Here is a 16,701-nt window from a genome sequence, read left to right as displayed (position 1 = left end):
GGTTTTTTATTTTTCCGGCTCGTCCGGATTTTGGGTATCAAGCATGCTATTTCCAGTGCAAATAAGGTATGATGGGAGAGAAGTTTACACATCAGGGGGGACTTGACATGAAACAGCTCGCTTTTTTCATTCTTTTATCCATTATCGTCCTGCTGCCGGCGCAGGTTTCAGCCGAGGGATCGGAAAGTTATTTAATTTATGCATCTGAAGCGGAGATCGGCGCGATCAAAGCTGCGTATCCATCCGTCACAGAAGAATTCGAAGAGCTGCCCATCGTGGAGCTGGCACTGACGGACGATGAGAAGAACGCGTTGCAGGCCGAATTCCGGACAGCTGAAATCTACCCGAACAGAGAATATACAGTAACGAGCGATGTGGTTCCCAGCACGTATCAATCCGTGAAAGCGACACCGCAGCACACTGCGCCTTACACAGGGAAAGGCGTCCGTGTAGCCGTACTTGATACGGGCATCGCGACGGACCACCCGGACTTGAAGCTTGCAGGCGGTGTCTGTACGGCAGCGGTTTGTGCAGATGGCATCCCATATGACGACAATGAAGGCCACGGAACGCACGTCGCAGGCATCATTGCCGCACAGAAAAACAACAAAGGCATCATCGGCATCGCTCCGGGTGTGGAGCTATATGCCATCAAAACGATGAACAACCGCGGTGCCGGATCCACGACACAAGTCGCGAAAGGCGTGGAATGGGCCATCCAGAACGACATCGACATCCTCAACATGAGCATCTCGATCAAGATCGATGACCGGCCGCTTGAGATGATGCTAAAACGCGCTTACGACGAAGGCATGATCATCGTCTCGGCTGCCGGTAACGAAGGATGGGAAGTCAAGCCGAGCACAGTCACTTATCCAGGGAAGTACAGCACGGTCATTGCGGTGGGTGGACTGGACGGCGAATGGAAGCGTGAAGCGAACTCCTCTTACGGACCGGAAGTGGAAATTTCCGCACCGGGGCAGCTCGTCTACAGCACGTATCCGACAGGGCTCGATATCTGGGACGACAAGCAGGACGGCTACCGCAGATTGACGGGGACCTCCATGGCGGCACCGCACGTCTCAGCGATCATGGCGATCTACAAGGAGCAGTATCCTGGACTCGCGAATACGAAATACCGGGAAATGATCAAGCAGACGGCACTGGATATCGGCAAGACCGGACGGGATGACGAAACCGGTCAAGGCATCGTCCAGTACGAAAAGAACATCAAGAACTTCGTGTTCCCGAAAGCGACCGTCAACAAAGGGCACATCCAGATCGACTTGCACAACAAGAACAATGCTTCCGGGTGGACGATGACGGAAAACGGCACGGCCTTGCAAGAGACGGCTCCTGGAAAATGGGACGTCTACAAGACGAAAGGTACTTACAAGTTCGAAGTGAACTACCTCGATGCAGCCGGCAAGACCGTTCGTGACGCTGTGACATTGACAGTTGAAGAACCGGCCTTCCCGGACCTTACGATGTCATCGTGGTTTGCGCCTCATATCAGTTACCTTTACAGCAACAATATGATCGGCGGTTATACGGACGGGACGTTCAAGCCGCGCCAGTCGATCACACGTGCTGAAGCGATGATCATTCTCGGCAGAGCGCAAGGCCTGGATGGCACGCAGCGCGACACGGCATTCTCGGATGTCGGTGCGAACAACAAAGCGTCCGGCTATATTCAGTCGGCACGCGAACAAGGGCTCATCGCCGGTTTCCCGGATGGCACATTCAAGCCATACCAATCGGTGACACGTGCAGAGATGGCCTTGCTGATCCACAGCACGTATCGATTCAACGTGGACGAAGAGGCGCCGAATCCATTCACGGACGTCCATAGCAACATGGCGAGCTACGAGGCGATCCGTGGCCTCACACAAGCGGGCATCACCCAAGGAACGACGGCAGAGACGTTCGGGCCGTATGATTTCATGAACCGCTACACATTCAGCGTGTTCCTGGCACGGTCGGAAAACCCGATGTTGATCGGAAAATGAATGGAAGAACCACTCCAGAAATTTGGAGTGGTTCTTTTTTTACGTCGAAACTCCTGTAACAAACGGCGATTCTCGTTAAACGGATTCGTAAATTCCATGGACATTTCGACCCTGTACTGTAACAAAACAAGTGAATTTAAAGAAAAATCAAGCCTATGCAGACAGAAAGTAGGTATGAATATTCAGAAAATATACCGTCTATTGCCCGTCCTTCCTGGGTTTAAACGTATTTCTAGGCAATGTTACATAAATGTAATATTCTCGTAACCAAAAGGTGTACTTGAATCTGTTATGATTCTAATCAGGTTCAGAAAACAAGTTTTAATAAACAAGCAACAAACAGATAAAGTACATCACAGAAGCAAATCTTGATTCAGTGTCTGATCAACACTTGAATCACACTAACTTACGAGGTGACAATTTGAAAAAACGTATAATAGGCATGATGATCGCCATTTTGATGATCTCAGCACTACCAATGATGACAACCGAAGCCGAAGCCAGTGCAAAAGCTACACCGGAAGCCATAGTAGATTACGCGATGAAGTTCAAAGGTACACCTTATAAATTCGGTGGAACAACACCATCAGGTTTTGATTGTTCCGGCTATATCCGTTATGTATTCAACAACTTCGGAATTTCACTTCCAAGAACTTCAGCAGAACAGTACAGCGTAGGAACAGCAGTATCGAAAAGCAATCTTCAAAAAGGTGACCTTGTATTTTTCGCAAATACATATAAAAAAGGCATCTCCCATACAGGTATTTATGTCGGCAACGGCAACGTGATCTCTGCAGAAAGCGGCGGAGTCGAAATTTCAAATATCAACACCAACCCATATTGGGCTCCTAAATATGCAGGGGCAAAACGCCTAAGCAGCGTACAGAGCGCTCCAGCTCCAGAACCAGTACTACCACCGGTAACAGACGGTAACTTCGTGGATGTTGCATCTTCACATCCAGCATACGAAGCAATCAAAACATTGAACGTATCCGGCGTGATCAACGGCTTCAAGAAACAGGACTTCCGTCCGAACGAAGGCGTAACACGTGGACAAGCAGCAGCAATGGTCAACCGTGTGCTTGGTCTTAAAGCAAGCACGAACGTCCAATTCAGAGACGTAGCGAAGAACCATAACTTTGCAGGCGACATTGCAGCAATGCAAGAAGCAGGCATCCTGAAAGGCTATTCGAACGGGGCATTCGGCATGTACGATTCCTTGACGAAAGCACAGCTTGCAATCATCCTTGAGCGTGCATTCAAACTTTCACAATCAAGCGAGATCCAAGCACAAACAGCATCATACAAATACAACGACGTGAGCGCATCAACTGGCGGCCACAAAGAAATCATCACACTGAAAGCGATCGATCAGACATCCGTCTTCCAAACGTCAAGCTTCTATGCACAGCGTGAGGCGAACCGTTCTGAATTCGCAGCAGCATTATTCAGTGCAATGAACACGAAATAAGATTATCAATAGAACGACTATTAATATAGTAGAAACTCAAAAATCCACCTGGTTATCGGGTGGATTTTTTTCTTAATCGAAATCAGAGGAACCGCACTTTCAACGCAGAATATTCCATACGCATTGCGAACTATCTTTCAAAAAATACCGAATTCCTCTTTTTATCATCGGTGTAATGCTTTACACTGAAGTCAAACACATCTAGGGAGGCTCCTATGAAATCCATCACAAAACTTTTCGCAGCATTGATCCTATTGATTTCTGGCATCGCCACATTCACATCACCGGCGTCGGCCAGTGATATTGTACCAGGAAGCGCACTGGAAAAAGAGTTCCGTGCCATGATCGACCGCGGCGTCATCTCCGGCTACACGGATGGTACATACCGCCCGACAGCAGACGTGACACGCGCGCAATTCGCAGCATTCATCAACCGTGCACTCGAGCTTCCAGCGGGTACACACACCTTCACCGACGTCTCATCGAATGCAGCACTTGGCGATGACATCGGCGCGGTCTATAAAGCCGGCATCATGCAAGGAGTTTCGTCATCAAGCTTCAGACCGGAAGCCCTGATCACACGCGCACAAATGGCACTTACGATCCAGAACATGATCAAATACAGCGGCATGGACTTGACGCAAAAGACCATGACCTTCACCGATGCAGCAAGCATCAACTCAGGCGTCTTGCGTGCAGTCTACGTCAACGCCCATTACGGCATCATCAGCGGCTATCCGAATACGAACACCAATCCGGTGACGTATTCCTTCAGACCGGAAAATCCTGCAACACGCGAGCAAGCAGCAGCATTCATCTCGCGTTTCTTGGATGCACTTGAAGATGCACCAGTACCGCCTGTGACACCCGACGAGCCTTCCGTTGATTCGGATTACTACCTTGGTTACGTAGAAGGCGGCAAGCTTGTGAAGCAATCTCTGGGTCGTGAAAGTTATTTGGAAACAGCTGAAGCATTCAAGGCCACACCGACTGCCAAAGCAATCATCCGCGGCGATGAAATCGTCCGCATCAAGTCGGGCATCGCTTACGGCGACCGGACAGCAGGGAACGTCCGTCAAGTGACGACGGTCTATTACGACAAAGACTTCCGTAACCAAGCAACATATGTCGAGCATGGACGTGAAATCCGCTACATCGACGCCAACGCAGAATTCGTCAAAGTCCAAATCGGCGGAACGATCGGCTATGCGAAACATAGCGAAGTCAATTTCATTCCGTACGAACTGATCACGAACCGTGATTACTTCGTGAAGAACCAGTGGGGAACACTGGAGCATTACGAATACAACCACGTAACCCAGCGCGGGGGTACGCACTCGATCGGACCAGCTCCAGCAGCGATGCAAGCAGGCGTCCGCTATTACAGCCATGACGGTGTGAACTTCGCCAATTCAGCTGGACGTACACTGTTCGAGCACTATCCATACTTCCAGTTCCAATTGATCCGCACGAAAACAAGCTATTCAGCAGCTGACCTGGACCGTTTCATCATGCACCGTCTCAGCGAAGTGAACAGCGATAGCGGTTATTACAAAGACGCGCTCAAGCGCTCGAAGCTGATCGGCATGGGCGAGCACTTCATCAAGCTTCAAAACCAACACAACGTCAATGCACTGTTCATGCTGGCAGCAGCGATGCATGAAAGTGCAAGTGGCATGAGTGAGAATGCCTTGACGAAGAACAACCTGTTCGGCATCAAGGTTTATGACAGCTCTCCGGAAGCAGGGGCGAAGTATCCGAATCCACAAGCGAGCATCGAAGCATTCGCCAAAGATTACATGAACAAGAACTATGCCAACCCGCACGGCGCTTACGCAAACGGGGCAGTGCCAGGGAACAAGACAGCCGGCTTCAATGTCAGCTACGCATCCGATCCGAAATGGGGCTCGAAAATCGCTGGACACATGTTCCGCGCTGACTTGTACCTCGGCCAACGCGACATCGGACGCTACGACCTCGGCATCACGAACACACCGAGCGTCAACGTCCGCAAAGCACCGCAAGGAGAAATCCAGTACACGTACAAACGCACGAACCTCGGCGTCGATGGTGATCTTGGCTATCCAGTCGTCATCGCAGGCGAAGTCAAAGGCAACGACGGCTACATCTGGTACAAAGTCCATTCCGACCTCAATACGGGCGGCTACAGCTACATCCGCTCGGACTTGATCGACCGCATCAACTAATGCAAGAAGGAAAGCACCTGCCGCGGCAGGTGCTTTTTTCAATATAGGGGCTTCCGGTTTTGAACTAATCTTCCTGCTCTCCTCGGGGCGAGGGGAGATATCGCATTTCACCGCACGCATATCGCATTTCGCGCCGCTGATATCGCACTTCGTTCCCGGCATATCGCATTTCACGTCTCTCATATCGCACTTCATCATTTTCGGACGTATTCAAGAGATCTAGCCGGATTCCGGGCGTCGATTTTGAAGTAAGGAAAGCACATGCCGCGGCAGGTGCTTTTTTCATGATAAGGGCTTGTAGGATAGCTTAGGGGCTGCGGCTCTGTTGGGGGCGAGGGGAGATATCGCATTTCACCGCACGCATATCGCATTTCACGCCGCTGATATCGCACTTCGTTCCCGGCATATCGCATTTCACGTCCCCCATATCGCACTTCAGCCAAAAACCCCGCAAAAAAAGCACGAGCCGCATGCAGCTCGTGCTTCTATTATTTCTTCCCGCGTTTCACAAGTCCGAGTACACGGCCGAAGCCAGCCGGATGGATGATACGCAGGGCAACTGCGTAGACGATGACGCCGATCGGAATCAGCACCGCCAGCTGCAGGAGCGAGTACCACTGTTCTGTACCAAGCAAGCGTTTCGCACCCCATACGGTCAATGCCATGACCGCGGCCGGCAAAATTGTCCGGACAGCTGAATCGCCGAAACGACGCAATTCGCCCCAGCCGAGGTCTTTGTAGACAACGATGAGCGAGACTGTGAAATAGTAGATCGAGACGATTGACGCGGCGAAAGCAAGTGCGACGTAACCGTAACGTTCGACCAATAACCAGTTCAGCAAGAAGTTGATCGCGATCGTCGTCACAGAAATACGGAAGACGATCGCAGTTTTCCCACGTGCATACATTGATTTGGAAAGGATCAGCTGCATGCCTTGGAAGATGATGATCGGCAAATAGAACAGTAACGCAATGTGAGTGTTCGCTGAATCGACTGCGGTAAACTTCCCGCGCTCATAGATGAACGCGATCACTGCGTCCCCGACGACGAGCAAGCCTGCCGTGATCGGGACAAGCGTGATGAACGACAGCTCCATACCGCGAAAGACTGTGTCGCGGAATTTCGCGACGTTCTCAGTCTGTTCGGACATCAAGGTGAAGATGATTGCTGCGAGTGTCGCCGCATAGATTGCGTTCGGAATCGACACGATCAGCTGCGAGTTGTTCAAGTACGTGACAGCCCCTTCGAAGCCGACGCCGGACGCGAACGATTTGTTGACGAACAAGTTCACTTGGCCGACGACCGAGTTCAACAAGGACGGCACGATCAAAATCAAGAAGGCCTTGCGGAAGTCCGCTTCCATTTTGAGTGCCGGCGTCCACTTGTAATCCGACCGGACAAGATAGACGACTTGAATCAATGCTCCGACGATCGTTCCGAAAATAAAGCCGTACGCGACTGCGTAAATGCCCCAGACATCACTGAACAGCAAGGCGAACAAGGCAGCCATTAATGTCGCAGACAGCTTCGACACGAGTGTCGGGACAAAGATACGGCGTGACTGCAAGTACGATTCCAGCAAGCCGGCAAGCGCGATGAACACCATGAAGATGAAGAACACTTCGGTCATTTCGACCGCGACTTGCTCAGCACCTGGACTCATGTTGCGGTAGATGAACGGCACGAACTTCTCGGCGAATGCCCACCCGATCACTGAGATCGCGATGAACAGCAGCATCGTCCAGTTCAGCAGCGCATTGGCATTGCCGTCTGTCGGATCTTCGCCGCTTTGTCGCCGCTTGATGTACATCGGCAAGAAGACATTGTTGAAGCCGGTAGCGATCATTGCGACGACGAGCGTAATGAAAGAAAAGGCGAGGAAGTAGCCGTCCGTCGCGTCCGATGCCCCGAACTCCCGGGCAACGACCGATTCGCGTAAAAATCCGGATAATTTCAGCAGCAGGGCGAGGCCGGTCGTCCATATCGCCGCTTTTTTCAAACTCGACATATCAGTACCTTCTTTCTTAAAGCCCGGTCAAGATTGTTGAAGCGCACGTTTGTAGATGGCTTCGTATTTTTCCGCTGCTGCGAAATGCGAATAGTTTGCGACGATTTTTTGGCGTGCTGCATCAGCAAGGCCGCTGCCGTATTCCGGATCTTCCAGGAGTCGGATCATCGCGTCAGTCAATGCTGGCACGTTCCGCTCTTCTACGAGCAAGCCGTCCGTTTCGTGGTCGACGATCTCTTTCAAGCCGCCGACTGCACAGGCGATTAGTGGAATACCAGAGCCCATCGCTTCAAGTGCCGAGATCGAAGTCGCTTCTTCGACACCCGCCGAGTAAATCGACGGAACAAGCGCGATATCGCTGAGCGCGTAATATTGGATCATGTCTTTATGGTCGACTGCGCCAAGCATTGTGACTTGTTTCTCGATACCGAGCTCTTTCGCTTTCGCTTTCATCTCGTCCATCATTTCACCCGTTCCTGCGAACACAAGACGCGCGTTCGGGAATTTCTCCAAGACAGGAGGGAATGAAAGGATCGGGTAGATGACGCCGTTCTTTTTCGTCAGGCGGCGCGGGATGAAGAAAATCTTCTCATCGTCCGAGAAGCCGTATTTCTTGCGGAACTCCGCGCGGCGGTCCAATTCCGGCTTGAAGTCTTCCACGTCGATGAAGTTCTTGATCATCGTCGCGTCAACGTCCGCTTCGCGCTTGATGTATTCTTTGATGCGTGTATCGACTGTGACGACTTCGCGCGTTTTCTTGAACATGTCGAATTCGACCGACAACAATTCAGCAGAGTGTTTGCTGTTTTCAGCGACCGAGCCTTTCGAAATGCCTTCGTACGTCAAATAGCCGTGCGCCGTCGTCACTGTCGGAAGGCCTGCTTTCAGCGAAGCGCGTGTTGCGAAGACATCCTGTGCGTTGACCAAGTCGAATGACTGGTACTTCGGCTGCTTCAGCATTTTCTCCAGGAAGTCCTGGCGGCGGTTCAACGTCCAGACGTAGCCTGCGCCGAGTGAAACTTTGTTCAGGACAAACGAAGGACCGCGAGCAACGAAGTCGCGGCGCCATTTCTCAACGTCTGTGAACGATAGCGTTTCTACCGTGTGGCCAAGGTTCTCGAGGCCTGTTTTTAATGTCGTCATATGGGTCGACAGCCCGCCGAGGTGGGGGTAGTCATAAGATGTTGCAAGCAAGATTTTCATAAGTCATTCCCTTTCTATCATCGAACCGTTATTTCTCGAACTTTTCCTTCAGCAACTCGACGTTACGCATTGCCTCATCGTGCAGTGTCTGTACATTCGGCGCAATGATCGCTTGCGCTTGTTCTTTATTATCCAGTAAATATAACGCGTTCTCTAGCAGTTTAGTTTCATCGATCTCGCCGAGGCGGAACGAATAATCCCACATGCCCGAACGTTTCAGGAAGCTCTCGACTTTCTTGTCGTAAGAGAATCCGAGGTGCGGGACGTTCGAAAGCGCTGAGAAGATCAAAGCGTGCAAACGGAGGCCGACTGTCAATTCCGCGTGGCGGATGAAGTTCAAGAACTCGTTCGGTGTGAAATCCGATCCGAGTAGCATTGCTTTGTCCGCGTGCTTCATTTTCGCCATGACTTCCTTGGAAGCAGGGACGTCATACTTACCTTCCATCGGCACGAAGACCGGTGTCACACCGCGCTGTTCGATCAACTCATCCAACAAGTGCGCCGTCTTCTCGATGTAATCCGGATGGTCGAACCACGGGCGTATCGTCACGGCAACGATCTTCTCTTCGCCAGTCAATGGCAAGGAGTTGTATGCACGGTCTTCCTCGTCCGCTTTGAATGCGAAGACGATGTCTGCCGTAACGACCGTCTCCGGACGCGTCACGCCGAGGCTGTGCAAGTAATCCTTCGAATACTGGTCACGCACCGTCACGAAGTCTGCGCGGTTCGCAAGCAGGCGCATCAAGAACTTGCCCCACTTCGATGTGACCGGCCCGATGCCTTGCGAGAAGAACATCACTTTCGTTCCGCAAAGCTTCGCGAGCAGCACGATCAGCAAGTAATAAGGAAGCGGACCGAACAAGAACTTCGTCGGATACGTATCCTGCAAGAGACCGCCGCCTCCGGATACGAGCAAGTCTGCGCCACGCAGCGCTTTCACTTTTTCCTTGTTCTCACGGCGCCATGCACGATACACCGATTTCACGTTGTATTCCTTCGCTGTCTCTTCAGGGGACAGGGAGAACACCGTGATGTCGGGACTGTCGAGCTCTGCGCGTAAATTATCGATAATGGACTTCAGAATCGCTTCATCGCCCGTATTTCCCAAACCATAAAACCCTGATAATACAATTTTCACTTACATTTCCTCCTAAACTGGTCCCGGTGAGGGCTGACGAACTTGTCAGAGGTTCGAAAAGGGAGGCTGACGAACAGCGCCAGAAAATAGATAATTTTCTAACCACTTTTCACTGCTTCACCGGAGCGGACTAAGACCCTTGAAGCCTTGTCCTTGCTAAATTCTAACACTTGTCATTCAGCCTATGCAACTCCCTGCTGAATCTGATATACTAGTAAAATTGAAGACCAGGGAATCGAGGTTTGAATAGATGAAAGACAGTTATCTCGGGGTCGATGTATCCCCGCTGACATATGAAGGCATTATCGAGGATCTGCGCGGTCGCGTTGCACGCAGTGAACAGTCGACCATCATCGCGGTCAATCCCGAAAAAGTGATGGCGGCACAAAAAGACCCGCAAGTGAAACAACTGATCAACGCATCCACTTACCAGATTGCGGACGGCGTCGGCATCTTACTGGCGTCGAAAGTGAAAGGCGGCACCGTCACATCACGTGTCACGGGCGTAGACATGATGGCGCGTCTTCTCGCTTTCGCGGAAGAAGACCAGCATCCGGTATTTTTCTACGGCGCGAAAGAGGAAGTTGTGACAAAAGCGATCGAAGAAATCAAGAAGACGCATCCGAACATTCCAGTCGCCGGCTACTCGAACGGCTATGAAAAGGATGAAGCGGCACTAGTCGAGCGCATTCGCGAAAGCGGCGCACGCATCCTCTTCGTCGCACTCGGCAGTCCGAAGCAGGAACTGTGGATGAAGCGGAACATGCGGGCACTTCAGAACGTCCTTGTATTCCAAGGTGTGGGAGGCAGCTTCGACGTCTTCTCCGGAACAGTCAAACGCGCACCCGCTCCGTTCCGTAAGCTCGGCATCGAATGGCTGTACCGCCTCGCGTCGAACCCGAGCCGCATCAAACGCCAATTACAGCTGCCTGTATTTCTTGTGAAAGTATTGAGATCCCAAAAATAAAGGAGTTTACCAATCATGAAAAAATCGATTTGTGTTGTCGGACTCGGCTACATCGGTTTACCGACAGCAGTCATGTTCGCCAATCATGGCCACCAAGTCCACGGTGTGGATGTCAATGAACGTGCGGTAAAGATGATCCAGAACAAACAACTTCATATAGAAGAAGACGGCTTGCAGGAACGTTTGGACCTTGCAGTCGATAATGGCATGCTGACAGCAGGCACAACGCCGCAACGAGCGGACGTCTTCATCATCGCCGTGCCGTCTCCGATCAAAGCGGACAAAACGGCCGAGATGGACTACGTGCGCAAAGCGACAGCATCAGTCGTACCATTCCTTGAAAAGGGCAACTTGGTGATCCTGGAATCGACGGTCCCACCGAAAACGGTGGAAAACGTCATGATGCCGGAATTGATCAAGTCAGGCATGGAAATCGGCACGGAACTCTTCGTTTCGCATTCACCTGAGCGCGTCATCCCGGGTAAAGTCTTCACGGAGCTGGTCACGAACGACCGCATCATCGGCGGCATCAACGAAGCATCCGCACGCATGACGACGGAACTGTACGAATCCTTCGTCCAAGGGGAAATGCACGAAACGGATGCCACAACTGCTGAGCTTGTCAAAGTCATGGAGAATACATACCGTGATGTCAACATCGCTTTCGCGAACGAACTTGCGATGATTGCACAAGGGATCGGTGTCAACATCTGGGAAGCGATCGACCTTGCCAACTTCCACCCGCGTGTCAACATTCACAAGCCAGGCCCTGGCGTCGGCGGACACTGTATCGCAGTCGATCCATGGTTCCTCGTGGAATTGGACCCGGAAAAAGCGCAAATGATTCACTTGGCCCGCCGCACGAACGACGGCATGCCTTCTTATACAGCACAGCTGACAGCCGATATCTTGAATGCGAAAGGCATCAACGATCCGAAAATCGCGGCACTTGGCCTTGCATTCAAAGGCAACATCGACGACATGCGCGAAAGCCCGTCCGTCGAAGTGGTGGAGCAATTCCGCCAGCGCAACATGAACATCATGGCGCATGACCCTCATATCAAAGAAAACCAATTGCCGGTCCAGACGCAATCGATGGAAGAAGCCGTCCAAGACGCATCGGCACTTGTCATCTTGACGGACCACACGGTGTTCAAGGAGCTTGACCCAGCACGATTTACGACGCTCAAAAACAAGATTGTCATCGACACGAAAAACTGCATCAGCCGCGACAAGTGGGAACAAGCAGGCTTCGACGTCTACTTACTAGGAGACTCCAAGAACCACAAGGCTGAGCAAACGATCTAATCTAGTTAGAACGATATTCCGCAAAAAGGCTCCGCGTCTAGTGGGCTCGCCTCGAACTAACCCGTCCTCGCTTCCCGAGTCCGGGTGGATTTCGAGACTTCACTAATTCCACTAGAGTCTCCGCCGTTTTTGCTCCATATCTTCACGCACTCATCTTTGAATTGTGATAATTGGAGCATCTGATGCTATCTTAAGAAGAAAGCACGGAATGCGGCGAAGGGCAAAGATGTGCTCCTGCATCGCTTCGCTGCTTCCTCGCAAAGCATTGTCCGAACTTCCCTCGGCCAACGCTTTCCTGCGGAAATAGCATGAGCTTGAGACCCCGCAGAGAGCGAAGTGAATGAGGAGGCTCAAGCCATGCCCGCGGAAAGCGTCCGCATGGAGTGTTTTCTTCTGCCTTTCTAAACAGCATTCTATTATGCAACATATAATGATATAAACGACCTTACTTCAACTAAAGGAGGCCTCTCTCATGAAAAAAGTCAAAAAAGCGATTATCCCGGCTGCAGGACTCGGAACGCGCTTCTTGCCGGCAACGAAAGCGATGCCGAAAGAAATGCTGCCGATCGTCGACAAGCCGACCATCCAATATATTGTAGAAGAAGCGATCGAATCAGGGATCGAAGACATCATCATCGTGACAGGGAAAGACAAGCGCGCGATCGAAGACCATTTCGACTCCGCGCATCTCCTGGAATCCCGCCTTGCGGAATCGGAGAAATTCGAATTGCTCAATGCCGTCCAGTTGTCGAGCAAAGTGGACATCCACTATATCCGGCAGAAATCCCCGCTCGGTCTCGGCCACGCGGTATGGACAGCACGCAAATTCATCGGCGATGAGCCGTTCGCCGTCTTGCTTGGCGATGACATCATCCAGTCGGAAACGCCTGGTCTGAAGCAACTCATGCAGCAATACGAAGAAACACAATCGTCCATCATTGGCGTCATGGAAGTGCCTGACGAAGAAACATACCGTTACGGCATTCTTGATCCTGCAGAGAAGGACGGCCAGCTGTACAAAGCGAAGAAATTCGTCGAGAAACCGCGTGCCGGCACAGCGCCGTCAAACTTGGCAATCATCGGACGCTACGTGTTCAATCCGGAAATCTTCCAATTCCTCGACGAAATGAAAGTCGGGGCAGGCGGGGAAATCCAATTGACGGACGCGATCGAACAATTGAATGCCATCCAGAACGTCTACGGCTATGCATTCGACGGCAAACGTTACGATGTCGGGGAAACACACGGCTTCGTCGAGACGACTCTCGAATTCGCCCTGCAACGTCCGGAACTCCGGTCGGGGCTGCTCAAGTTCATGCAGCAGAAGTTGGATGAAGCGAACAAGTGAACGGAAAGGAAGGAACAAATTTGAAGATTTTGCTCGTGTCCAATATGTATCCTTCTGAACAATTCCCGAGCTATGGCGTATTTGTCCAGAATACGGAAGCGATCCTGCAAGCAGAAGGCTTCGAAGTGGACCGTGCTGTCATGACCAAACAGACATCGAAAGCGGCCAAGGCAAAAGCTTACGCTGCCCATTATGCGAACATCATCCGGAAAGGATTGACGGGCGGCTACGATTTCATCTACGTCCACTATGCCGCGCATAATGCCTTTCCGTTGCTTCAGCTGAAAAAGCTGAAGCCTTCTGTTCGGATTGTGACGAATGTCCATGGCAGCGACGTCGTGCCGGAAGTCGCTTCGCAGGAGAAGTTCCAGCCGAACGTCAAACGGCTGCTCCAGCAATCGACTGCTGTCATCACGCCGTCCCGTTATTATGAAGGGCTCGTCAAAGAGAAGTACGGCATCACCAATCCGATCCACATTTTCCCGTCAGGCGGTGTCAATGCGGAAATTTTCCGCCCGCAGCCTGATCGGAAGAACGCACAGCTGAATGAACTCGGACTCGATCCCGCTTATCGTTATTTCGGCTACGTCGGACGGATGGATGTCGGCAAAGGATGGGACCATCTGTTGAACGGCTTCAAACGTTACGTCGATGCCCATCCACAGGAGCAGCAGCGGACCCGTCTCATCATGGTCGGTTCCGGGAAAGATGACGCGTCGTTCTTCGCGCTGCGCAAACAACTCGGGCTGGAAGAACTGGTCATCCATTTTCCACTCATGAAACACGCGGATCTCGCGAAAGTGTATAATGTCATTGAGCTATTCATCTTCCCGACGACCCGCAAAGGCGAAAGCCTCGGTCTTGTGGGGCTTGAAGCGATGGCTTGCGGTACTCCGATTCTGGCGAGCCGGATCGGTGGCATCCTTGATTATGTCGAAGATGGCAAGAATAGCTGGCTGTTCGAGCCGGGCAATCCGGAAGCGTTGGCGACAGGACTTGCACACTTCAACAACTTGATGCCGGAACAACAAGCTGCAGTCAGTGCGGCAGCTTTGCAGACATCCGGAGAGTATGAATTATCCAATGTGCGCCCGAAACTGTCGGCCATTTTCAACCAACTTAGTCTACTAACGAAAGAGGATTCCAGCTCATGAATATGAAAAAGATACTTATGCTTTTTGTAGCTTTCCTAGTGCTGCAGCCAATCATCGATATTTTGACGACTGCATCCCTGTTCATGGCCGGCCCGAGCGTAACGGTCGGTGTTTTTGTCCGGGCTGCGTACATGGTGGCGATTTTGCTGCTCATGTTATGGCTTGCCAGGAAGAGCGGGCTCAGCAGGCTCTTCGTCGCCTATTTGATCGGCCTTGCCGTCATTCTCGTCGTCAATGTCGTGTTGAATATGCAAGTGAAAGATCCTTATTACTTGTTCCAGGAATTGAAGTTCTTCAATAAAGTGATTTATTTCCACATTACATTCCTCGGACTGATCATCGTTTACCGGGAATTGAAAGCGATGAAATTCGACATCGCACAAAAAACGACACAGTACTTCTTCCTGTCGGGTATCATCATCGCGGCGGTCTTCATCGTTGCACAGATCACCGGCACGAGCCTTGCCAACTATTCGCACACGAAAGTCGGCTTCACGGGTTGGTTCTATGCAGGGAATGAAATCGGTGCGATCATGGCGATTCTGCTCCCGATCGTCGCCTTATACGGAACTGAGCGTACGGAATCATTGAAACGGCCGTGGGCTTGGATTCCGTTCGTGCTCCTGTCACTAGGCATGCTCGCACTCGGAACGAAAGTCGGCTACGGCGGGATCGTCATCGTCTTGTTGTCCGTTCTTTGTGGTAGCTTGATTATGTTACTGATGAAGAACCGGACGAAGCGCGTCAAAGCAAATCTGTTCGTGTCTGCGATTCTGACGGCATTGCTCCTCGTCGCGACACCATTCACGCCGGTCTTCGGAAATATGTTCGCGCACATCTCTTCACTCGGAATCAATCTCGGCCAGCCGGTCGACCGTCCGGGAGAAGGGGAACCGCTTGAAGGGGAAGAACTGCCGGAAGAAGAACCGACGTTCACTTCCGAGCAAGTCCAGAACCTTGTCTTCAGTTCGCGTGAAAAATACGAAGTGGCGATGCGCGAAGATTTCTTCTCCTCGCCGATCAGCCAGCAATTGTTCGGGATGGGCTTCGCCGGGAACTACGTAGAGCCTGAGCCAGGCAAGACACTGAAGATGATCGAGATGGATTTTCATGATTGGTTCTATTCCTTCGGTTGGATCGGGTTCATCTATTTGATGGCACCGCTCGTGTGGTTCGCAGGTAGATACGTCATCCACTTTGCCAAGAACCTGAAAACGCACTTCAACTACTTTTACATTCTTTACGGCGTCGCGTTCCTGCTCGGGATCGGAATCGCCTATACAGCAGGGCACGTCCTCACAGCACCAGCGGTTTCAATCTATTTAGCCGCGATTTTGGCGCTGCTCGTCGTGAAAGAGAATCTCGTGAAAGAAAAACAATGAAACAGGCCTGTCCGGCAAGCATCAAATGCTTATCGGACAGGCTATTTTTTTTGCAGTTATCCACCACCTGGGAGGGGATAAAATCCTAATGGAGCAGGCGCGAAATGCCGGCTGAATTGTCAGAACATCTCAGTTTCAGCATGAAAATAGCTAAAAAAATGGCTTTTTATTTAAAATGTATGCAAAACAGATTCTTCAGACCCGACAGATATCCCGCAAAAAAATGTTGTAAAAATTGTGTCAGCGGTATTTTCTGTCATACTATCGTATCAATTTTGGTGTTTAGTGTAATTAATCGGACACAAAATACAATTAAGAGTTGAAATTTTGTATTTGTTTGTTAAACTGTAAAGGAGTTTAATATTCTGATTAGTTCTGCCGTTTTGACTGTTTTGTCCGCATTCAATCATCCTAAATTATCGCGCAAATCGTTATTTTATTATGAGCGAATCTGAACAAGCGGAGAAACGCAGAGACCAGGGTATTAAATTATGTATTATCATCT

General features: G+C 51.0%; 11 protein-coding genes. 8 read left to right on the top strand and 3 right to left on the bottom strand.

Annotated elements, in window-relative coordinates; translation table 11 throughout:
- The first annotated feature begins 107 nt into the window (after nt 1-107).
- From GIW82_RS07050 to GIW82_RS07040, 3 genes are all read left to right on the top strand, one after another.
- Complete coding sequence (locus GIW82_RS07050; protein WP_195913974.1) at nt 108-2,009, top strand: S8 family peptidase; 1,902 nt, start codon at nt 108-110, stop codon at nt 2,007-2,009.
- Nucleotides 2,010-2,430: 421 nt separating this feature from the next.
- Nucleotides 2,431-3,480: a C40 family peptidase gene (locus GIW82_RS15005; RefSeq protein ID WP_304608892.1), complete on the top strand. Its 1,050-nt coding sequence runs from the start codon at nt 2,431-2,433 to the stop codon at nt 3,478-3,480.
- Nucleotides 3,481-3,695: 215 nt separating this feature from the next.
- Nucleotides 3,696-5,687 carry an S-layer homology domain-containing protein gene (locus tag GIW82_RS07040; RefSeq protein ID WP_154749139.1) on the top strand — a complete coding sequence of 664 codons (1,992 nt, stop codon included), beginning with the start codon at nt 3,696-3,698 and terminating at the stop codon, nt 5,685-5,687.
- Between the two features lie 488 nt (nt 5,688-6,175).
- Here GIW82_RS07040 and murJ read toward each other — a convergent pair whose 3' ends face one another.
- From murJ to csaB, 3 genes are read right to left on the bottom strand one after another with little or no spacing between them, the layout of a single operon-like run.
- Nucleotides 6,176-7,696: a murein biosynthesis integral membrane protein MurJ gene (murJ, locus tag GIW82_RS07035; protein WP_154749138.1), complete on the bottom strand. Its 1,521-nt coding sequence runs from the start codon at nt 7,694-7,696 to the stop codon at nt 6,176-6,178.
- 27 nt (nt 7,697-7,723) lie between these two features.
- Nucleotides 7,724-8,899: a glycosyltransferase family 4 protein gene (locus tag GIW82_RS07030; RefSeq protein WP_154749137.1), complete on the bottom strand. Its 1,176-nt coding sequence runs from the start codon at nt 8,897-8,899 to the stop codon at nt 7,724-7,726.
- 28 nt (nt 8,900-8,927) lie between these two features.
- Nucleotides 8,928-10,037 (bottom strand): polysaccharide pyruvyl transferase CsaB, encoded by a 1,110-nt coding sequence (gene csaB / locus GIW82_RS07025; protein WP_370456118.1) that lies wholly within the window; start codon nt 10,035-10,037, stop codon nt 8,928-8,930.
- A 250-nt stretch (nt 10,038-10,287) separates the two neighbouring features.
- Here csaB and GIW82_RS07020 point away from each other — a divergent pair, with 250 nt between their 5' ends.
- From GIW82_RS07020 to GIW82_RS07000, 5 genes are all read left to right on the top strand, one after another.
- The gene (locus GIW82_RS07020) at nt 10,288-11,004 is read left to right on the top strand and encodes a WecB/TagA/CpsF family glycosyltransferase (RefSeq protein WP_154749136.1); all 717 of its coding nucleotides are present in this window, start codon (nt 10,288-10,290) and stop codon (nt 11,002-11,004) included.
- A gap of 15 nt (nt 11,005-11,019) precedes the next feature.
- The gene (locus GIW82_RS07015; protein ID WP_154749135.1) at nt 11,020-12,312 is read left to right on the top strand and encodes a nucleotide sugar dehydrogenase; all 1,293 of its coding nucleotides are present in this window, start codon (nt 11,020-11,022) and stop codon (nt 12,310-12,312) included.
- Between the two features lie 472 nt (nt 12,313-12,784).
- Complete coding sequence (gene galU, locus GIW82_RS07010; RefSeq protein ID WP_154749134.1) at nt 12,785-13,660, top strand: UTP--glucose-1-phosphate uridylyltransferase GalU; 876 nt, start codon at nt 12,785-12,787, stop codon at nt 13,658-13,660.
- Nucleotides 13,661-13,680: 20 nt separating this feature from the next.
- Complete coding sequence (locus tag GIW82_RS07005; protein ID WP_154749133.1) at nt 13,681-14,814, top strand: glycosyltransferase; 1,134 nt, start codon at nt 13,681-13,683, stop codon at nt 14,812-14,814.
- A 2-nt stretch (nt 14,815-14,816) separates the two neighbouring features.
- Nucleotides 14,817-16,196 carry an O-antigen ligase family protein gene (locus GIW82_RS07000; protein ID WP_230309222.1) on the top strand — a complete coding sequence of 460 codons (1,380 nt, stop codon included), beginning with the start codon at nt 14,817-14,819 and terminating at the stop codon, nt 16,194-16,196.
- Nucleotides 16,197-16,701: the final 505 nt, after the last annotated feature.

Origin of the sequence: Planomicrobium sp. YIM 101495, from assembly GCF_009707665.1 — a bacterium.
In the GTDB taxonomy this organism is placed as follows: Bacteria; Bacillota; Bacilli; order Bacillales_A; family Planococcaceae; genus Planococcus.
The sequence above is the reverse complement of the archived record's forward strand: the minus strand, read 5'-3'. Positions and strand labels throughout refer to the sequence as shown.

Excerpts from the sequence above, each read along its gene's own strand:
- GIW82_RS07050 (WP_195913974.1), top strand. The coding sequence starts at position 108 with ATGAAACAGCTCGCTTTTTTCATTCTTTTATCCATTATCGTCCTGCTG.
- GIW82_RS07040 (WP_154749139.1), top strand. The coding sequence starts at position 3,696 with ATGAAATCCATCACAAAACTTTTCGCAGCATTGATCCTATTGATTTCT.
- murJ (WP_154749138.1), bottom strand. The coding sequence starts at position 7,696 with ATGTCGAGTTTGAAAAAAGCGGCGATATGGACGACCGGCCTCGCCCTG.
- GIW82_RS07030 (WP_154749137.1), bottom strand. The coding sequence starts at position 8,899 with ATGAAAATCTTGCTTGCAACATCTTATGACTACCCCCACCTCGGCGGG.
- GIW82_RS07020 (WP_154749136.1), top strand. The coding sequence starts at position 10,288 with ATGAAAGACAGTTATCTCGGGGTCGATGTATCCCCGCTGACATATGAA.
- GIW82_RS07015 (WP_154749135.1), top strand. The coding sequence starts at position 11,020 with ATGAAAAAATCGATTTGTGTTGTCGGACTCGGCTACATCGGTTTACCG.
- galU (WP_154749134.1), top strand. The coding sequence starts at position 12,785 with ATGAAAAAAGTCAAAAAAGCGATTATCCCGGCTGCAGGACTCGGAACG.
- GIW82_RS07000 (WP_230309222.1), top strand. The coding sequence starts at position 14,817 with ATGAAAAAGATACTTATGCTTTTTGTAGCTTTCCTAGTGCTGCAGCCA.